This window comes from Providencia alcalifaciens, assembly GCF_020271745.1.
Lineage (GTDB): Bacteria > Pseudomonadota > Gammaproteobacteria > Enterobacterales > Enterobacteriaceae > Providencia > Providencia alcalifaciens_B.
Genome location: NZ_CP084296.1, coordinates 951,647 through 969,882, shown reverse-complemented (window position 1 = coordinate 969,882; position 18,236 = coordinate 951,647). Strand labels below are relative to the sequence as shown.

Here is an 18,236-nt window from a genome sequence, read left to right as displayed (position 1 = left end):
CTCACTTACTCGCTTTCAGTCACTTTGTGCCAACGGGTAATATCGTTCGAAAGAGATACTTCAACATCGTCCCAATTCGGTTGCCATGTTTTGATGCCTTTGAGGGTTTCAGTGGCTTTATGGAATTGCGGATCGTTTGTTGTCAGGTCCGAACGTACCGGCATTCCCCATGACAGTTCGTTAACGTGGCTTTGGGCTTGTTTGTCTAACAGAAAGTTAATCAGCTTTTTGCCATTTTCAGTTTCAGGGCCGTTATTCACTAAACCCACCACATAAGGCAGAACCAGCGCACTGCGTTCGCCTTTTTCATCGGCTGGCCAAAAGATTTTTACGTTCGGATTACGTTCCATTTGGGAAAGGTTCATCTGCAAATCGCCGTTGGCGACGTACAGCTCACCTTTGTTCACTAACGCGGTTAATTTCCCTGTAGAGGCGGATGGGCCGACGTTGTTAGCTTGTAATTTACCGAGGTAATCAAAACCAGCTTCTTTGCCACCAAAGCTATGAAACACTTGCAGCATGACGGCGGTACCATCTCCCGCTTGTCCCGGTGTGGAGTATTGCAGTTTATTTTTAAAACGGGCGTCGAGGAGTTCATTCCACGTTGCTGGAGGAGTTTTTAGCAGTTTGTCGTTATAGATAAAAGTCAGGTAGTTATTCACGATGGGAGTGTAGTACTCCGTTGAGTTAGGAATACTTACCGCGGCATCTGGCGTGAATTTTGCCAGCAATTCGGTTTTGGCCGCACGTTGGATAAACGGGGGAACGGTGACGAGCACATCCGCTTGCGGGTTAGTGCGCTCTTTGGCTAAACGCTCAACGATGGCACCGGAGCCACTTTCGACGTACTGCACTTTAATCCCGGTTTGCTGTGTAAAGGCATCAAACTGAGCTTGATACCAGCTGTTGTTGCCATCATGAAGACCATCTGCGGAGTAAACTGTGACGACAGGGGCTGCCCAAACTGAGGTAGAGCCTAGGGCGGTGAGGAGTAGCACAGCAAGAGGGGTAGGCTTCATTTTACGTTTCATCTCCAGATCTCCAGTTAGTCGTTAAAGTTATCTGGTATATACCAGTATTTTTACGCTAACGGGTTTATGTGACAGAAAAATGAAATCGACCAAGAAACCAAAAATTTATTTTTTAGGGTGATGATTAGAGGGTATCGACCTCAATGCGCAGGCTATCATGACGCCAATATTCCACGTCATAATCCAGAATTCGCCCGTGCTGATCGTAGTTTAAACGTTGTAATAGCAGGGCTGGGCGACCGACTGCAACCCCTAATTCGCTGGCTGCTTGTGGTGGCATAGCGGTGGGATAAAACGATAAGTGCATACTGGTATAAATCAACCCATAGTGCTGCTCATACACTTCGGTGAGGCTGCCATTTAAATCATGGCTTAATAGCTCAGGTACACGCGCGGGAAGACAGTGGTTTTCGCTGTAGCAAACGGCGCGGTCGTCTGCATAACGCAGGCGAGTGAGTAGGTAAATTTGTTCGAAAGGCTGCAATTGCAGTGGCGTCATGGCTTCGACGGGCACGGTGACGACTTTCCCTTCTAACAGCTTGGTTTTAGGCTGGCGACTTTGTTCTAAACACAGCTTATGGAAGTTGGTATTTTGCGTTGGGTCGAGCCATAAACGCTCGGGCGTCACAAACCAGCCACGGCGCTCAGAACGGTAAATTGCACCGCTAGATTCTAGCTGTGCCAAGCTTTCTCGAATAGTGACGCGCGTGGTATTGAAGATGGCACACAGTTCGCGCTCAGAGGGCAGTTTATCGCCACTTTTCAGCGCGCCGCTCTGAATTCTTGCTTGTAATTGAGCTTTGATGAGGAGGTACTGTGGCTGTTCATCCATCGATAATGTATCCGTTTTTCGTCGCAAAATTTTTTATCCATTATACACGCCAATATGAATTTTTTGTTGCAGGGCGTCTTTTCCTTTGACCTTCTTGTTCCTCTACCGTCATTATAATGTCAATCTGGTATAGACCAATGGTGAGTTCAAATGACAATGAATCAATATCTGCTGTTAACGCCGGGGCCTTTGACCACGTCGCAAACCGTGAAAGAGGCGATGCTGTTTGATAGCTGTACATGGGACGATGATTACAATTTAGGTGTGGTGCAACGTATTCGCCAACAGCTGGTGGAACTGGCGACAACCCAAGCGGGGTATACCAGCGTGTTACTCCAAGGGAGTGGGAGCTACGCCGTAGAAGCGGTGCTGGGTTCGGTACTCGCACCTCAAGATAAAATTTTGGTTGTCAGCAATGGCGCTTATGGTGCACGAATGGCAGAGATGGCGCAGTTAATGGGGATTTCTCACCATGTTTATGATTGCGGAGAAGTGGCTAAGCCCGATGTGGCAGTGATTGAGCAGCTTCTCCAGCAAGATAGCCAAATCAGCCATATTGCGATGGTACACTGTGAAACCACTACTGGTATTTTGAACCCGATAGAGCAAGTGGCGGTATTAGCCAAGCGCTATCAAAAACGCTATATCGTGGATGCGATGAGCAGTTTCGGGGGGATCCCAATGGATGTGGGGGCGCTGAATATTGATTTTCTGATCAGCTCGGCCAACAAATGTATCCAAGGAGTTCCGGGGTTTGGGTTTGTGATAGCTCGTACCAGTGAATTGGAAAAATGTGCAGGGCGATCCCGTTCCTTATCCCTTGACCTGTATGCACAATGGCGCTGCATGGAGCAATTTCATGGGAAATGGCGCTTTACTTCCCCAACACACACGGTGCTGGCTTTTGCTCAAGCACTGAAAGAGTTAGCCCAAGAAGGTGGCGTGAGCGCCCGCTTCCAGCGTTATCAGCAAAATCAGCGCAAACTGGTGGAAGGTATGCGCAAGTTAGGGTTTCGCACATTATTAGACGATAGCCAACAATCGCCGATTATCACGGCATTTTATTCACCAGATGCTGAAAATTATCAGTTTAACCAATTTTATCAGCAACTCAAAGCCCAAGGGTTTGTGATCTATCCGGGGAAAGTATCAAAGAGTGATTGTTTCCGTATTGGCAATATTGGGGAAGTGTATCCGCACAATATTGATGCGCTATTGGTGGCAATTAAGAAAGGGATGTATTGGAAAAACAAGGTATTAGCAAAATAACGTATTGTAAAAATAAGGATTAATCATGAACCGTATTGAAGCTGTTATTTTGGATTGGGCAGGAACGACGGTGGATTTTGGCTCTTTTGCACCGACCCAGATTTTTATCGAAGCGTTTAAAGTCGCGTTTGATATGGATATTACACTGGCACAAGCCCGTATCCCGATGGGGTTAGGAAAATGGCAACATATTGAAGCATTAGGAAAATTACCAGAGATAGATGCCATGTGGCAGGCAAAGTTTGGATGCTCAATGACCAGCGAAGATATCGATGCTATCTACCAAACGTTTATGCCGTTACAGATTGCCAAGGTTGTCGACTTTGCTGCACCCATTGATGGGGTTGTTAGCACGATTGCAACGCTGCGTGAGCAGGGGATAAAAATAGGCTCTTGTTCAGGTTACCCAAGGGCGGTGATGGAAAAATTGGTTCCGGCAGCCGCGAAATTGGGGTATCAGCCCGATTACTGGATTGCCAGTGATAATCTAGCGGCTGGCGGGCGTCCGGGTCCATGGATGGCGTTGCAAAATGTGATTGAATTAGCAGTCAATTCTGTTTCCCATTGTGTGAAGGTGGATGATGCAGTACCGGGAATTGAAGAGGGGCGTAATGCGGGAATGTGGAGTATTGGTTTAGCCATTTCGGGTAATGAATTCGGTAAAACATGGGCTGAATATCAAGGCATGAGCCAAGAAGACATTTCCCCATTACGCCAGCAGGCTGCGGACAAACTGTATGCAGCGGGCGCGCATTATGTGATTGATACCTTGGCGGATCTTGCTTCCGTGATTGATGAAATTAATGCAAGGCTGGCTAAAGGCGAAAAGCCATAAGCTTCAGTTTAGTTTGACCAAGTAGGCGCGCCTACTTGGTCGGTAGATTTAGAATATATTTATCGGTAATTCAGGGGCAATTGTCGCCACCATCACCGCTTTAATGGTGTGCAGACGGTTTTCTGCTTGGTCAAATACAATGCTGTAAGGGGATTCAAACACCTCTTCCGTCACTTCCAGTCCACCATAAAGATTAAACTCTTTGGCGAGCTGAGCGCCTAATGTGGTGTCTTCATTATGGAACGCGGGCAGGCAGTGTAAGAATTTCACATCTGGGTTACCTGTCAGTTTGATCACGTCCATATTCACTTGGTACGGTTTCATTAAGGCGATGCGCTGCGCCCACACTTCTTTCGGTTCCCCCATCGAAACCCAGACATCGGTATACAGAAAATCCGCGTCTTTAACGCCTTCCGCCACGTTTTCAGTCAGAATAATTTTGCCGCCCGTAGTTTTGGCGATTTTCTGGCATTCTTCAACCAATTCTGCCTCTGGCCAACAGCTTTTTGGTGCCACTAAACGCAGCTCCATACCTGTTAATGCGGCTGCTTCTAACATGGAATTTCCCATGTTGTTACGCGCATCCCCGAGGTAGGCGAATTTGATGTCAGAAAGTGGCGTGTTGGGTTTATGTTCTTGAATGGTGAGCAAATCGGCTAATAACTGTGTGGGATGGAATTCGTTAGTTAATCCATTCCAGACAGGCACTCCCGCATGCTGGGCTAATGTTTCGACGGTGCTTTGCGCGTAACCCCGATATTGCACACCATCGTACATCCGACCCAGCACTCTGGCGGTATCTTTCATGGTCTCTTTGTGCCCAATTTGGCTGCCTGATGGTCCGAGATAGGTGACTCTCGCCCCTTGATCGAAAGCGCCCACTTCAAATGCGCAGCGTGTCCGTGTGGAATCTTTTTCGAAGATCAGCGCAAAATTCTTACCTGCTAATAAAGGTGGCTCAGTGCCAGATTTTTTGGCTGATTTTAGCCAAGCGGAGAGTTTTAATAATGCATGAATATCGTTAGAGGTAAAATCTAATAATCTTAAAAAATGCTTTCCATGTAGGGGATTCATAAATTACAGCCTTTTATAATTGAATTAATATTCAATTTATATTCATAAAAATTCAAAATCAACCCCTCAAGCAAAAGAAATTATTTCATTAGGTATGGTTTCACCTTCGACCCTATGGGAGAATGAGCCCGAGACTAATACCACGGAACAAGGGGTGTGGAGATGGTAGATAAAGCTGAATTTGATGCGCAGTACGAAGAAACTCGCTTGATTATTGAAGAGTTACTGGAAGATGGAAGTGATCCTGATGCGCTGTACGCGATTGAGCATCACTTCTCTGCGGACAATTTTGAATTGTTAGAAAAAGCGGCTGTTGAAGCATTCAAACTGGGTTATGAAGTGACTGATGCGGAAGAACTGGAAATTGAAACCGGTGAAACCCTGATGTGTTGCGATGTGATCAGCGAAAGTGCCTTAAATGCAGAACTGATCGATGCGCAAGTTGAACAGCTAATGAAATTAGCAGAAAAAATCGGTGTGAACTACGACGGTTGGGGCACCTATTTTGAAGATCCAAACGCAGAATATGATGATGAAGACGGTGACGACGAAGGGGATGATGAGTCCGAAAAACGCGTTCACTAATTGATCCTTCAAATTTCAATAAGCAGTCATATCGCGGTATTGAAAAATAAAAAAAGCACTGAATGAGAATATCGTCAGTGCTTTTTTATTTTTATGTCAGCTTGCTAACTCTTTCATCACATAATCAATGAGTATTACAGTGCTTTTAGCATGCGAATTTCGCAGTCACTATGGCCTGTATTGCCTAATGGCTCGTCGATAAAATCAAATCCCAGTTTTTCATACAATTTAATGGCGGCTTGTAGCTCTTTGGTGGTTTCTAAGTAACAGCGCGTATAGCCTTGTTGTTTGGCAAATTCCAGAGACATTAGAACTATCTGCTTAGCTAAACCTTTTCCACGTAGTACGGAAGAGAGATACATTTTTTGTAATTCAGCGGTGTGCTCATCGCCCCCGGCGACTTGCGAAATGCCGCCACCGCCAACCACTTTACCGTCCATTTCCACCACCCAGTACGCGCTGCGTGGTTTGCTATACACTTCATACAGCGTATCTAAAATAGGATCCGCGACCGCGAAACCTTTATCTGCAGTTAGCCCGTGTTCAGCAGAAACTTCACGAATGACGGCGGCGATCCCTGGGTTATCTTGAGGTTGAATTAAACGAACTTGAACGGCTGAAGTTGTGTTTGTTGTCATGAGGATATCTCTTTTTATTTATATTAGTTATGTTGGTTATGATCTAAATTACGCCATTTGTTGATGCAATAATTATGATGTTGAGCATGTGATAACGCTTTTCAACGGCTAAATACAAAAAAGCCCTAACTCATCGGTGACGAGTCAGGGCTAGAGATTTAAAGCTTAATGATTACAAAGAGGCGATAGTCACTTTTTGCGCTTCAATCTTCGCTTTCGCTTCGATATTTTCCGCTAAACGCGCACGCTCTTTCTCAACCACAGCAGCAGGAGCACGGCTCACAAAGCCTTCGTTTGCTAGCTTGCTTTCGATGGTATCAATTTCTTTCACCACTTTTTCCAGCTCTTTATCTAAACGAGCCAGCTCAGCGTCTTTATCGACCAGACCTGCCATTGGGATCAGCACTTCAGCGCCTGCCACTAGTTTAGTCACAGAAACTGGGGCTTCTTCACCTTCAGCTAGCACGCGAATGCTTGCTAAACGTGCCATTGAACGAAGGAAGTTTTCGTTCTCAGCCACACGGCGAGCGACATCCGCAGAGGTGCTACGCAGCATCACATCCAATGGTTTACCTGGAGCAATGTTCATTTCTGCACGAATATTACGTACAGCAACAATGGTTTCTTTGATCCACTCTAAATCGCTCAGTGCCAGCTCATCCACTTTCGCCGCATCGAACTCAGGGAACGCTTGCAGCATGATGGTGTCAGCGTCAATACCTTTCACCACTTTCACGCGCTGCCAGATGGTTTCGGTGATAAATGGAATGATAGGGTGAGCCAGACGCAGTAAGCCTTCTAGCACTTCAATCAGGGTGAAACGTGCCGCACGGACTTGGGCTTCATTACCTTTATGAACCGCAGGTTTAGACAGCTCTAAGTACCAGTCACAGAATTCATTCCATGTGAAATCATACAGAATACCCGCAGCGATATCGTAACGGTGAGTATCTAATGCTTCACGGTACGCTTTCACGGTTTGGTTGAACTGCGCCATAATCCAGCGATCAGCTAATGAGAAGCTCATTTCGCCGCCATTTTGTCCGCAATCTTGACCTTCGGTGTTCATCAGAACGAAGCGGCTTGCATTCCATAATTTATTACAGAAGTTACGGTAACCGGACAGACGTTTCATATCCCAGTTGATATCGCGACCTGTAGACGCCAGTGCCGCTAAAGTAAAGCGCAGGGCATCAGTACCGTGCGCTTCGATACCGTCTGGATACTCTTTACGAGTACGCTTAGCAATTTTTTCAGCCAGTTGTGGCTGCATCATGTTGCCGGTACGTTTTTCCAGTAATGCTTCCAATGAAATACCGTCAATCATATCCAGTGGGTCGATAACGTTCCCTTTGGATTTAGACATTTTCTGACCTTCTTCATCGCGGATCAGACCTGTCATATACACGGTTTTAAATGGAACTTGTGGTTCGCCATTTTCATCTTTGATGAAATGCATGGTCATCATGATCATACGGGCAATCCAGAAGAAAATAATATCGAAGCCGCTGACTAATACATCCGTTGGATGGAAAGTTTTCAGCGCATCGGTATTTTCTGGCCAGCCTAAGGTTGAGAATGTCCACAGACCGGAAGAGAACCATGTATCTAATACGTCGTCATCTTGACGCAGTGCCACATCGGCACCTAAGTTGTTTTCGCGGCGAACTTCGTCTTCATCACGACCCACGTAAACATTGCCTTTGTCGTCATACCAAGCAGGAATACGGTGACCCCACCATAATTGACGAGAAATACACCAGTCTTGGATATCACGCATCCAAGAGAAATACATGTTTTCGTATTGGCGCGGAACGAATTGGATACGACCATCTTCAACGGCTTTGATAGCGTCTTTCGCTAAAGGCGCAGTACGCACGTACCATTGGTCAGTTAGCATTGGCTCGATAACCACGCCGCCACGGTCGCCGTAAGGTACGGTTAAATCGTGAGGTTTGACTTCGACCAGTAAACCTAATTGTTCAAATTCAGCGACGATAGCTTTACGCGCTGCAAAACGCTCCATGCCACGGTAGGCTTCTGGAATTTCGCTGCTGTAATCGGTGCATGGGTTGCCGTTAGTGTCGAACACTTCCGCTTCATGACGAACGTTACCATCCAAGTCCATCATGTTGATCATGGTCAGTTGGTGACGTTTACCGACTTCGTAGTCGTTGAAGTCATGAGCTGGGGTGATTTTCACGCAGCCCGTACCTTTTTCCATATCGGCGTGTTCGTCGCCTACGATTGGAATGCGGCGATTAATGATTGGCAGAATAATTTCTTTGCCAATTAAATCTTTATAACGTGGATCTTCAGGGTTAACAGCCACACCGGTATCACCCAGCATGGTTTCTGGACGTGTGGTTGCAACCACTAAATAGTCTTTTCCTTCAGCGGTTTTTGCGCCGTCAGCCAGCGGATAACGCAGGTGCCACATAGAACCTTTAACTTCGCGGTTTTCAACTTCCAAATCAGAAATTGCGGTGTGCAGTTTCGGATCCCAGTTAACCAGACGCTTACCGCGATAGATTAAATTTTCTTTGTACATACGAACGAAAGCTTCTTTAACGGCTTTAGATAAGCCTTCGTCCATGGTGAAGCGTTCGCGATCCCAGTCAACAGAGTCGCCTAAACGACGCATTTGTTGAGAAATAGTGCCGCCAGATTCTGCTTTCCATTCCCAGATTTTGTCGATGAACGCATCGCGACCGTAGTCATGGCGATTTTTACCTTCTTCGGCCGCAATTTTACGCTCAACCACCATTTGAGTTGCAATACCCGCGTGGTCAGTACCCGTCTGCCATAGGGTATTTTTCCCTTGCATACGCTGGTAACGGATCATGGTATCCATAATGGTTTGTTGGAAGGCGTGACCCATATGCAGGCTACCCGTGACGTTCGGCGGTGGGATCACGACGCAGAAACTGTCTTTTGAGGTATCACCGTTCGGACGGAAGTAACCGCTTTTTTCCCAGTGGCTATACAGGGACTGTTCGATTTCTGCTGGATTATAAGTTTTGTCGAGGGATGGCTCGATCATTGCGTTGTCTGGTTTCTTTTCCATTTTTATCTTTGTGTTCAGTAAGTTGGCGGCGTCGCCATGGTCAAGTTGAAGCCGACGCTCCGGTAAATTTTATACCGGTCACGCGCCAACTGTTTTAAAGTTTCATCGATAGGCACGAAGTCTATCACTTCATGGAAAGCCGTTGCAAAATCTGCGAATTGGCTCTGTAAATTAATCAAAATATCGCGAGGTGTATTACCACGCTTATTTGGCCAGCAAATTTCGATCGGCGAACCATAACGAGGGCCTTCCCCCGCCAAATTGTGGGGTACAAACTGGTGAGGATCCCGTTGCCAAAGCGCCTCATCCATTTTTTCAGCTTGCAGCTGATCCTCGCAGGCAATCAGAATACGTTTTCCGTTACGCCACGCTTGTGCAGCAAGTTCACAAGCGAGCCATTCGTGGGCTTCATATTCCGCTTGTGGGGAGGGCTGTTGGAGTTGGTAAAATGTACCTTTTTTCATATACCCGTCATACTTCAATTTGTAGGGGTGTTGGCTACGCTCTCTCGCGTCGGTCACATGCTTATGTATGTTCCCAAGGTCGCAGCAAGATTAAATCTGTGTTGAATTATATACTTTTTTATAGCTGCCTCAAAATGGCTTAATGGAGGTGTTTTCTGAGGCGTATAACTTGCTGATACCTATTGAAAAAACAATATCCCGAATCGCAGAGCCTGCTCATCGGGATATTATAATTACAACTTAATCAATGGCGATGTTTAATCGTAATCGAAATTACTCGTCACCATTTAAGCCAGCGCGGTTCAGTAAGAACTGAGCTAACATAGAAACCGGACGACCAGTTGCTCCTTTAGCTTTGCCTGAACGCCATGCAGTACCAGCGATATCCAAGTGTGCCCAGTTATATTTACCCGTAAAGCGTGCTAAGAAGCAGCCAGCGGTAATAGCACCAGCCGGACGACCACCTGTGTTGGCTAAATCCGCAAAGTTAGAGCTGATTTGCTCATAGTATTCGTCAGCTAATGGTAAACGCCAAGCACGGTCACCCGCTTGCTCAGAGGCATTTAACAGCTCGTGCGCCAGTGGGTTATGATTAGACATCAATCCAGTGTAGTGGCTACCTAAGGCAATCACACATGCTCCGGTTAATGTAGCGACATCAATAACCAGCTCTGGCTCGAAACGCTCAACATAAGTCAGGGTATCACACAGGACTAAACGACCTTCCGCATCAGTATTCAGCACTTCAACAGTTTGGCCAGACATGGTGGTTAGGACGTCACCCGGACGATATGCGTGTCCACCCGGCATGTTTTCACAGCCAGCCAGTACACCGACGACGTTAATTGGCAGTTGCAGCTCAGTGATAAAGCGCATGACGCCGTAAACGGTCGCGGCACCGCACATGTCATATTTCATTTCATCCATGCCATCAGCTGGCTTAATGGAAATACCGCCTGAGTCGAAGGTTAAACCTTTGCCGACCAGTACAATTGGCTTGCACTCTGGATCTGGGTTGCCTTTGTACTCCATGATGGACATCAGAGATTCATTTTGAGAACCTTGACCCACGGCTAAGTACGCGTTCATGCCCAGCTCTTTCATTTGCTCTTCACCGATCACGCGAGTGGTCAGCTTGCTGTCAGAAATGTCTGCCAGTTGGCGAGCTTGTGACGCTAAATAGCCGGCGTTACAGATATTTGGTGGCATGTTCCCCAAGTCTTTAGCCGCTTTAACGCCAGAGGCGATAGCTAAACCATGGGCGATAGCACGTTCACCGCTGGTCAGTTCACGGCGCGTTGGTACATTGAAGACCAGTTTACGCAGTGGACGGCGGTGTTCAGTTTTATTGCTTTTCAGCTGGTCGAAGACATACAGGGATTCTTTTGCTGTTTCAACTGCTTGGCGAACTTTCCAGTAGTTATTGCGACCTTTTACATGTAACTCAGTCAAGAAACAAACGGCTTCCATTGAGCCAGTTTCATTCAGAGTACTGATGGTTTTCTGAATGATTTGTTTGAATTGACGCTCATCGAGTTCACGTTCTTTACCGCAACCGATCAGTAAAATACGCTCAGATAGAACGTTAGGCACATGATGCAGCAGCAAGGATTGACCTACTTTACCTTCAAGCTCACCGCGGCGCAGCAGGGCGCTGATATATCCGTCACTAATTTTGTCCAGCTGTTCAGCGATAGGGGACAGACGGCGTGGTTCAAAGACTCCGACAACAATGCAAGCGCTACGTTGTTTTTCCGGGCTACCACTTTTTACACTAAACTCCATGCGTTCTCCTGAATCTTAAAGACAAAGGTCGATGCTCCAGTTAAAATTAGCCTTTCGCATGATCTGGCTTATAGAGAATGAACTCTTTGTGTTAAATTGAGCAAATACCTAGTTTCGCTTATATTAAGCATATTCCGATATAGCACTTAGTATAGATAATGCTTTTATATCATTCTAGCCAAACAATAAACCAGAGTATATTTTAGTAAATGGCTGTCATAGAACGAACTTAGCCATTTTCATCCCAAAAGACAAGTTTTCACAGGCGTAATAAGCGTGATCATTATTCGATATTTGGTTCGGGAAACCCTGAAAAGTCAGCTGGCGATACTTTTTGTCTTGCTGCTTATCTTTTTTAGTCAAAAGTCCATCGACATCTTAGGTGCCGCTGTTCAAGGGAATATTCCTTCGAATTTAGTTCTTCCGTTATTAGGATTGGGTGTGCCGGAGATGGCGCAACTTATCTTACCTTTAAGCCTATTTCTTGGGCTATTGATGACTTACAGCAAATTGTACACAGAAAGCGAAATTACTGTGATGCATGCCTGCGGTCTGGGCAAAAGTGTGCTTGTGAAAGCGGCGCTGGTGCTTGCCGCATTAACCGCCTTAGTCGCCGTTGCCAATATTACTTGGATGTTGCCTTGGTCATCTCAGTATCAAGAGCAGGTTTTGGCCGATGCGAAAGCCAACCCCGGTTTAGCGGCGATGGTGGAAGGGCAATTTAAAACCACCAAAGATAACAACTTTGTGTTGTACATCGGTGAAGTCAAAGGCAATGATTTTAAAAATGTTTTCTTAGCTCAGTTGCGTACTGCCAATGAGCAGCGCCCTTCCGTTGTGGTTGCGGATAGCGGTTATATGAAAGAAGACGAATATGGTCGCCAGATGGTGGTGTTAGACCAAGGTACTCGCTATGAAGGCACCGCAATGCTGCGAGATTTCCGCATTACTGACTTCGTGAATTACCAAGCCGTTGTTGACCATAAAGCCACTGATGTCAGTACTGATAAAGTGGAACAAAAAACCATGATGCAGCTGTGGAATGAAAGTAATCCTGAGGTCAATGCTGAATTCCACTGGCGTTTAACCATTGTATTCTCTGTGGTCGTGATGGCTCTTATGGTGGTTCCTTTGAGTGAAGTGAACCCGCGTCAAGGGCGCGTACTCAGTATGATCCCTGCTATGTTGCTGTACCTGATTTTCTTCTTATTACAAAGTACGTTACGTAATAGCGCAGATAAGGGGGATGTCGACCCTAAATATGCAATGTGGGCGGTTAACTTCGGTTACTTGCTATTAGCAGTGATACTGAATTTATGGGATACCGTACCAATGCGCAAAGTGCGTGCTAAGTTGACCAGAGGGGTTGCCTGATGTTTGGTGTTTTAGATAGGTATATCGGTCGAACCATCCTCAATTCGATTTTGATGACGCTGTTTTTGTTGGTTTCCCTTTCAGGGATCATCAAATTTGTTGAGCAGCTTCGCAAAGTGGGTGACGGTGATTACACGGCGATGAGCGCAGGGGTTTTCACCTTATTAACTGTTCCCAAAGATATCGATATTTTCTTCCCAATGGCGGCATTATTGGGTGCATTGTTGGGATTAGGCGCATTAGCTTCCCGCAGTGAACTGGTGGTGATGCAAGCGTCGGGTTTTACCCGTTTGCAAATCGCCATGTCCGTGATGAAAACAGCGATCCCATTGGTTATCGTTACGATGATCATGGGGGAGTGGGTTGCGCCAGCGGGTGAACAGTGGGCACGTAACTACCGTGCAGAGAAAATTGTTGGTACCTCTTTGGTGGTGACGGATTCAGGTATGTGGGCGAAAGATGCCCATGACTTTATCTATATCCAGCGTATTAAAGATGCGAGCACCATCCAAGATGTTTCTATTTATCGCTTCGATGACCATCGCAAATTACAGTCTGTGATGTTTGCCGCACGCGGAACCTATGATGCTGATAAAAAGCTGTGGGTCTTATCCCAGGTTCAAGAATCTATCTTAGGTAGCCAGCAAAAAATCACGGGTTCACAGCGTTTAACTTATGATTGGAAAACCAATTTAACCCCAGAGAAGTTAGGTATTGTTTCTCTGAATGCGGATTCGCTTTCAATTCGTGGTTTGTATCAGTACATCACCTATTTGAAAGAGAGCGGGCAAGTTGCTTCGGTTTATCAGCTGAGTATGTGGCAAAAAATCTTAGCGCCACTTTCTGCGGCAGTTATGATGTTGATGGCAGTTTCCTTTATCTTCGGACCCCTTCGTACGGTACCAATGGGCGTGCGGGTAATTTCAGGGATTGTGGGCGGCTTCTTGTTCTACATCTTAAACCAAGGCTTTGGTAACTGGAGTTTGGTCTATTCCATTCCGCCAGTGCTGGCGGCAGCGCTGCCGAGTGTCTTGTTCTTAGGTGTGAGTATTTTCTTGTTAGTTAAACGAAAATAGTCCATTCCCTTTAAATTGAAAAAAGGCTGTAGAATCGAATGATTTTACAGCCTTTTTTATTGTGGGTGGCAACTATCCATGTCACGAACACACTCATTTTTTGCTAAAGATAAAATTACCGAAATTACTCAATATCGATTGAATTTTTCCTTGTGGCTTAAATAATACATGCTGGATCCTTTTTTGTTCTGTCTGAGATGTATATTCACCGATAATGCCAATCACGTTTTTTCCACTTTTGTTGGCAATCTGTTGTGCATAAGAGAAAGCACCGCCATTTGCACTGTATGATTTTTCAATCCTGTAAGCATTTTGCCAGGTCGCTTGGATGAATGATTGCGTTGCTTCGTTCATGGTATCTGCGAATAGTTTTTTATACTCGGCGGTTGCTTCAATGTTTGGATCATCCGCTTTTTCATTAACCAGTCTTGAAAGATCGATTTCGACATAGTCTGGTTTTTTAGGTTGAGGAAAGGCTTTTTGATGATTAAATACATTTCTAAGTTGTTTTACTAATTCAGAAACCGTGTTCGTTCCTGATTTTACGGCGCTGGGGCGTAATATGTTATGAGCGGAAAGCGGGATAATTTTCATCTTAGTTCCTTTACCAATAATGAGTAATAAGGCTAAGAGTAGCGAAAGGTCACACTAAAATATTGCATAAAAAGCAGCCGTCTATCAGAAAGAGCGATGAATATAAAAATGGAACTAAAAAACAATTTTAGTGATTACACTGAAGCCGAATTCCTTAAATTCTTACAAGCGATTTATTATGTTCAAACCGAGAATGAGAATGAGCATAAATTATGGGTTAGACATTTTGTTAAAATATCGGAGCACCCACAGGGTAATGGATTAATCTACAACCCAAATAGTGGGGATGATGACTCACCAGAAGGTATTTTAAAATCAGTCAAAGAATGGCGAGCTAAAAATGGAAAGCCAGGATTCAAAAATAGTTAAGTATTATCGTGTATAGAATTATTTAGCGTAAAAAAAGCATCAATGACTTGAAGGTTAATCATTGATGCTTTTATGAAAAAAAACGCAGAGTTATTTATTGGGCGATCTAAGCAGAAAGGGTGATATACAGCGTCACCAAGCGCACAAATCCGCGTTTTAGGGTAGGGGTATAACTCGCCAGTGCATTAATCGCGTCGGCGGTACCCTTTCAATTTTGTCCATACGCGTGGTTAGACGATAACGAAGTAACCATATCATTCACACCTGCGGTCAACTTACTGAACTTACTACCATCTTTACGGGTCATCACCACGAATACCGCAATATTTTGCTGTGGGATCATCGCCATATAGGTATTAAATCCGCCGCCGCCGCCGGTTTTCTGGTAGATCCCCGGAATACCGTTTTTAGGCTTCATATAAACCCAGCCAAGACCCAGTCCATCAGCATAACCTGCCACGTCCATCCCTTTGGCATCTAACAGCTTTTCACGCGGGAAGAAAATGCCTTGCTCGCGGGCTGCGGTCGCTTTACGCAGGTTATTATCCGTGGATAAAAATTGTTGCATCCACTTTTGCATATCTGCCGGTGTAGAATACACACCGCCGCTTCCTGCTGCTGCAAGGGTGTTATGGCAAGGGCTTGGCTTAGTGCCTTCCATTAATCGGGCGCATTGACCTTTGCTTGGGGTATAGGTGGTATCCGTCATTTTCGCCGGAGATGTCACGTATTTGCTGAACAATTGCGGGTATGACTGCCCCGTAGCTTTGACCATCGCATCGGCGAGTAAATCATAGGCTAGGTTGGAATAAGCCGCTTCAGTGCCCGGTGTAAAATCGAGTTTACCGGTTTTCAACCATGTCCAACGGTTCTCTTGGGTTGGCCAGATAAAGACAGGGCGACCCCATTTTCCACCCGGTTGTTCGCGAGGTAAGCCGCTGGTATGGCTCGCTAAATGATACAGCCGGATCGGTTGCCCGCTGTTGTTATTCGGAACAGTAACGCCGTTGTAGCTGTATTGCTGTAGCGGGTCGGTGATCGCTAATTTTTTATCTTGCTCCAGCTTAATTAAGATTTCGCTGGTCATTAATTTGCTAATAGAAGCGATGCGGATCAGGGAGTTAGGACCCGGTTTTTGTCCATTACCCGGCGCGGTTTCACCATAATAGCGAGCGAGAGTTTGGTTGTTATCAATGACGATAATGGCCATACCTCGGGCATTGCTTTCGTTATAAATTCGATTCGCATACATATCGACGATTTTGGTGACACGTTCGTAGGTTCTTCTATCGCCTTCGAATATTTGCCACTCGGAGTTACCTGCAAGCATGCCACTTGGTGAGTTTTGCGAGGTTTTTTCTGTGGTGGAGGAACAGGCCATCAATGCCGCAGAGAGTGCGGATACCGACAAAATTTTAAGAAACGTTTTCTTCATGTTTGAAGCCAGCTGATATGATTGTTTATAAAAGGCTTCTCAGCCAATATTTATTTTTTCTTTGAGAAAATTTTCATGACGACACCAATTAAGATGCCAATAACCAGACCAGTGGCTATCCATCCAACAAAGCCCATAAAATACGCCTTTATAATTTTACATAAGAGTGCGGATAAACTAACAAAAATTACGCTTTGTCGCCAGTCACCTAGGGGTTAAGACAATGAAAATAGTCTTAGGAAAATTAGCATAGATATTCAAATGTTGTTGAACATAACAGGGGATATTGGGCTTTTTATGGAAAGATTTTTTTAGGTGCTTTTTTTTTAATCGAACAATCTGATTCTTCAAGATAAATGTTGCCAGTCGGCATAAGGCAAGTATAATGACAGCGTTTTCCAAGAAACACATCACTTCGTGCCGGAGTGGCGGAATTGGTAGACGCAGTTGATTCAAAATCAACCGCCTTCGGGTGTGCCGGTTCGAGTCCGGCCTTCGGCACCAAAAATTAGACGCTTAGAGCGTCTTTTTTTATGTCTGGAATTCGTGAGTTGTTGGTTTTTCTTCATTGTTTTTGACTTGCGAAAAACTAAGTAATTATTAATGATGATAGATGTACGGACATTTTGACAGTCGTTAAGGTCGTGCCACCAATATCCTACTCAACATCACAATTTTTATGGACGAAGAATAATACTAAACACATTTTTATCCGATGTTAAGTTGTCTTCTGGAGTGGGTGAAAATTGTGTTTTTTCAATGAGTTCCATACCTCGAATGCAAAGCTTTTTATCATTGTTACTATTTTTCTCATTAGGGACAGCTGAAATTAATTTTCCATCGTCGTCGAGAGTGATCTTAATTTCGCACTCTTTTCCCTTATAAAGGTCTACATCATAAAACCGACCCTGAATGGATTTTTTTAAATTTGAAGCATAGATATCCATTGGATGCTTATTAGCTGGGGCTGCGTTTAAATAAGCAGGAAAAATAATGACAAAATAAAGAATGTGATTTTTTAAATTAATGATCATTTAATCGCTCTATATTTAATAAAAACAATTTACTTCAATATCTTACGAAGTAAAAAATCAGCTGCATATGCAACTATAGGAATTAAAAATACACCATGTATTACATAAGATGTCATGAACATGTGACCAAACACTCCAATGGTTGAACCATGACTTGAGTACTGACTTGGATTAGCAATATAAATATTACTGTACCAAGCAATTACAGAAAGTATGTACGGCAGAACGATGTAAAATAAAAAACGATAACCATTATTCATTTTATTTTTAATGTAAAAAAAGAATAAGGAGGCTATAGATAAAAGGTAAATAGCAAAAATGAGACTCAGTAATTTTTGATGTTGAAATATAGGTACCGTATTCATTGCTTTCGGATACAGTTTGAAAAAAAACGCATGAACCATTTCAAGGTAATAGAATAAAATACCTAAAGATAATGAAATATAAGATATTTTAGTAGGCATCTTATATCACTGAAGCTCATGTTTTTTTTCTAATTTACGAAATAAGAAACTAAAAGTGTAAGCTGTTAGTGGTATTAACCACACACCATAGATTATGTAGGATACTATAAAAATAGCTTCAAACTCACCGTAACTACTGAGTTTTCTATAAAATTTAACACTGGGAATGTAATTTGTATAGAGCCATGTCATGACAGATAGTAAATATGGCAGCAGTAAAAATGTAATATGTTTATTGATTGTTTTATGGAAGAACAAAAGAATGGACATGAAAATTGCTAAGCCAATAAATACAAATGTTAACATTTCT

Annotated in this window: 16 protein-coding genes and 1 tRNA gene; 7 read left to right on the top strand and 10 right to left on the bottom strand. The window is 44.4% G+C overall.

Annotated features, from left to right (window positions below; translation table 11 throughout):
• Positions 1 to 5 precede the first annotated feature (5 nt).
• A complete protein-coding gene (phnS, locus tag LDO51_RS04340; RefSeq protein WP_225577219.1) occupies positions 6 to 1,019 on the bottom strand; it encodes a 2-aminoethylphosphonate ABC transporter substrate-binding protein in 1,014 nt (337 codons plus the stop codon).
• 136 nt (positions 1,020 to 1,155) lie between these two features.
• Positions 1,156 to 1,863: a phosphonate utilization transcriptional regulator PhnR gene (gene phnR / locus LDO51_RS04335; protein WP_225577218.1), complete on the bottom strand. Its 708-nt coding sequence runs from the start codon at positions 1,861 to 1,863 to the stop codon at positions 1,156 to 1,158.
• Positions 1,864 to 2,013: 150 nt separating this feature from the next.
• Between phnR and phnW the strand changes: the two genes are divergently transcribed.
• Positions 2,014 to 3,132 carry a 2-aminoethylphosphonate--pyruvate transaminase gene (phnW, locus tag LDO51_RS04330; protein ID WP_225576492.1) on the top strand — a complete coding sequence of 373 codons (1,119 nt, stop codon included), beginning with the start codon at positions 2,014 to 2,016 and terminating at the stop codon, positions 3,130 to 3,132.
• A 25-nt stretch (positions 3,133 to 3,157) separates the two neighbouring features.
• Positions 3,158 to 3,967: a phosphonoacetaldehyde hydrolase gene (gene phnX, locus LDO51_RS04325; RefSeq protein ID WP_225576491.1), complete on the top strand. Its 810-nt coding sequence runs from the start codon at positions 3,158 to 3,160 to the stop codon at positions 3,965 to 3,967.
• Positions 3,968 to 4,015: 48 nt separating this feature from the next.
• Here phnX and argF read toward each other — a convergent pair whose 3' ends face one another.
• Positions 4,016 to 5,041: an ornithine carbamoyltransferase gene (argF, locus tag LDO51_RS04320; protein WP_225576490.1), complete on the bottom strand. Its 1,026-nt coding sequence runs from the start codon at positions 5,039 to 5,041 to the stop codon at positions 4,016 to 4,018.
• A 162-nt stretch (positions 5,042 to 5,203) separates the two neighbouring features.
• Between argF and rraB the strand changes: the two genes are divergently transcribed.
• Positions 5,204 to 5,626 (top strand): ribonuclease E inhibitor RraB, encoded by a 423-nt coding sequence (rraB, locus tag LDO51_RS04315; protein WP_225576489.1) that lies wholly within the window; start codon positions 5,204 to 5,206, stop codon positions 5,624 to 5,626.
• Between the two features lie 134 nt (positions 5,627 to 5,760).
• Here rraB and LDO51_RS04310 read toward each other — a convergent pair whose 3' ends face one another.
• From LDO51_RS04310 to pepA, 4 genes are all read right to left on the bottom strand, one after another.
• Complete coding sequence (locus tag LDO51_RS04310) at positions 5,761 to 6,264, bottom strand: GNAT family N-acetyltransferase (RefSeq protein ID WP_225576488.1); 504 nt, start codon at positions 6,262 to 6,264, stop codon at positions 5,761 to 5,763.
• A gap of 172 nt (positions 6,265 to 6,436) precedes the next feature.
• The gene (locus LDO51_RS04305) at positions 6,437 to 9,307 is read right to left on the bottom strand and encodes a valine--tRNA ligase (RefSeq protein ID WP_225577217.1); all 2,871 of its coding nucleotides are present in this window, start codon (positions 9,305 to 9,307) and stop codon (positions 6,437 to 6,439) included.
• A gap of 38 nt (positions 9,308 to 9,345) precedes the next feature.
• A complete protein-coding gene (locus tag LDO51_RS04300) occupies positions 9,346 to 9,795 on the bottom strand; it encodes a DNA polymerase III subunit chi (RefSeq protein ID WP_211886895.1) in 450 nt (149 codons plus the stop codon).
• A 273-nt stretch (positions 9,796 to 10,068) separates the two neighbouring features.
• Positions 10,069 to 11,580 carry a leucyl aminopeptidase gene (gene pepA / locus LDO51_RS04295; RefSeq protein WP_225576487.1) on the bottom strand — a complete coding sequence of 504 codons (1,512 nt, stop codon included), beginning with the start codon at positions 11,578 to 11,580 and terminating at the stop codon, positions 10,069 to 10,071.
• Between the two features lie 276 nt (positions 11,581 to 11,856).
• Here pepA and lptF point away from each other — a divergent pair, with 276 nt between their 5' ends.
• Complete coding sequence (gene lptF, locus LDO51_RS04290) at positions 11,857 to 12,954, top strand: LPS export ABC transporter permease LptF (protein ID WP_225576486.1); 1,098 nt, start codon at positions 11,857 to 11,859, stop codon at positions 12,952 to 12,954.
• Entirely contained in the window at positions 12,954 to 14,030 is a 1,077-nt protein-coding gene (gene lptG, locus LDO51_RS04285) for an LPS export ABC transporter permease LptG (protein WP_225576485.1), read from the top strand. Before lptF ends, lptG begins: the two co-directional genes overlap by 1 nt.
• A 93-nt stretch (positions 14,031 to 14,123) precedes the next feature.
• Here lptG and LDO51_RS04280 read toward each other — a convergent pair whose 3' ends face one another.
• Positions 14,124 to 14,624 (bottom strand): hypothetical protein, encoded by a 501-nt coding sequence (locus tag LDO51_RS04280; protein WP_225576484.1) that lies wholly within the window; start codon positions 14,622 to 14,624, stop codon positions 14,124 to 14,126.
• A gap of 108 nt (positions 14,625 to 14,732) precedes the next feature.
• Between LDO51_RS04280 and LDO51_RS04275 the strand changes: the two genes are divergently transcribed.
• A complete protein-coding gene (locus tag LDO51_RS04275) occupies positions 14,733 to 14,993 on the top strand; it encodes a bacteriocin immunity protein (protein ID WP_224061209.1) in 261 nt (86 codons plus the stop codon).
• A 208-nt stretch (positions 14,994 to 15,201) separates the two neighbouring features.
• Here the strand turns inward: LDO51_RS04275 and ampH are convergent, their stop codons facing one another.
• Positions 15,202 to 16,428: a D-alanyl-D-alanine-carboxypeptidase/endopeptidase AmpH gene (gene ampH, locus LDO51_RS04270; protein WP_225576483.1), complete on the bottom strand. Its 1,227-nt coding sequence runs from the start codon at positions 16,426 to 16,428 to the stop codon at positions 15,202 to 15,204.
• A 419-nt stretch (positions 16,429 to 16,847) separates the two neighbouring features.
• Between ampH and LDO51_RS04265 the strand changes: the two genes are divergently transcribed.
• Positions 16,848 to 16,932, top strand: a tRNA-Leu gene (locus LDO51_RS04265).
• A 173-nt stretch (positions 16,933 to 17,105) separates the two neighbouring features.
• Here the strand turns inward: LDO51_RS04265 and LDO51_RS04260 are convergent.
• A complete protein-coding gene (locus LDO51_RS04260; RefSeq protein ID WP_225576482.1) occupies positions 17,106 to 17,462 on the bottom strand; it encodes a cell envelope integrity TolA C-terminal domain-containing protein in 357 nt (118 codons plus the stop codon).
• Positions 17,463 to 18,236: the final 774 nt, after the last annotated feature.

What these genes read in the sequence shown, in the direction of transcription:
- pepA (WP_225576487.1), bottom strand. Translation starts at nt 11,580, where the DNA reads ATGGAGTTTAGTGTAAAAAGTGGTAGCCCGGAAAAACAACGTAGCGCT.
- argF (WP_225576490.1), bottom strand. Translation starts at nt 5,041, where the DNA reads ATGAATCCCCTACATGGAAAGCATTTTTTAAGATTATTAGATTTTACC.
- LDO51_RS04305 (WP_225577217.1), bottom strand. Translation starts at nt 9,307, where the DNA reads ATGATCGAGCCATCCCTCGACAAAACTTATAATCCAGCAGAAATCGAA.
- phnR (WP_225577218.1), bottom strand. Translation starts at nt 1,863, where the DNA reads ATGGATGAACAGCCACAGTACCTCCTCATCAAAGCTCAATTACAAGCA.
- phnS (WP_225577219.1), bottom strand. Translation starts at nt 1,019, where the DNA reads ATGAAGCCTACCCCTCTTGCTGTGCTACTCCTCACCGCCCTAGGCTCT.
- phnW (WP_225576492.1), top strand. Translation starts at nt 2,014, where the DNA reads ATGACAATGAATCAATATCTGCTGTTAACGCCGGGGCCTTTGACCACG.
- LDO51_RS04310 (WP_225576488.1), bottom strand. Translation starts at nt 6,264, where the DNA reads ATGACAACAAACACAACTTCAGCCGTTCAAGTTCGTTTAATTCAACCT.
- lptG (WP_225576485.1), top strand. Translation starts at nt 12,954, where the DNA reads ATGTTTGGTGTTTTAGATAGGTATATCGGTCGAACCATCCTCAATTCG.
- LDO51_RS04300 (WP_211886895.1), bottom strand. Translation starts at nt 9,795, where the DNA reads ATGAAAAAAGGTACATTTTACCAACTCCAACAGCCCTCCCCACAAGCG.
- phnX (WP_225576491.1), top strand. Translation starts at nt 3,158, where the DNA reads ATGAACCGTATTGAAGCTGTTATTTTGGATTGGGCAGGAACGACGGTG.
- rraB (WP_225576489.1), top strand. Translation starts at nt 5,204, where the DNA reads ATGGTAGATAAAGCTGAATTTGATGCGCAGTACGAAGAAACTCGCTTG.
- LDO51_RS04275 (WP_224061209.1), top strand. Translation starts at nt 14,733, where the DNA reads ATGGAACTAAAAAACAATTTTAGTGATTACACTGAAGCCGAATTCCTT.
- ampH (WP_225576483.1), bottom strand. Translation starts at nt 16,428, where the DNA reads ATGAAGAAAACGTTTCTTAAAATTTTGTCGGTATCCGCACTCTCTGCG.
- LDO51_RS04280 (WP_225576484.1), bottom strand. Translation starts at nt 14,624, where the DNA reads ATGAAAATTATCCCGCTTTCCGCTCATAACATATTACGCCCCAGCGCC.
- LDO51_RS04260 (WP_225576482.1), bottom strand. Translation starts at nt 17,462, where the DNA reads ATGATCATTAATTTAAAAAATCACATTCTTTATTTTGTCATTATTTTT.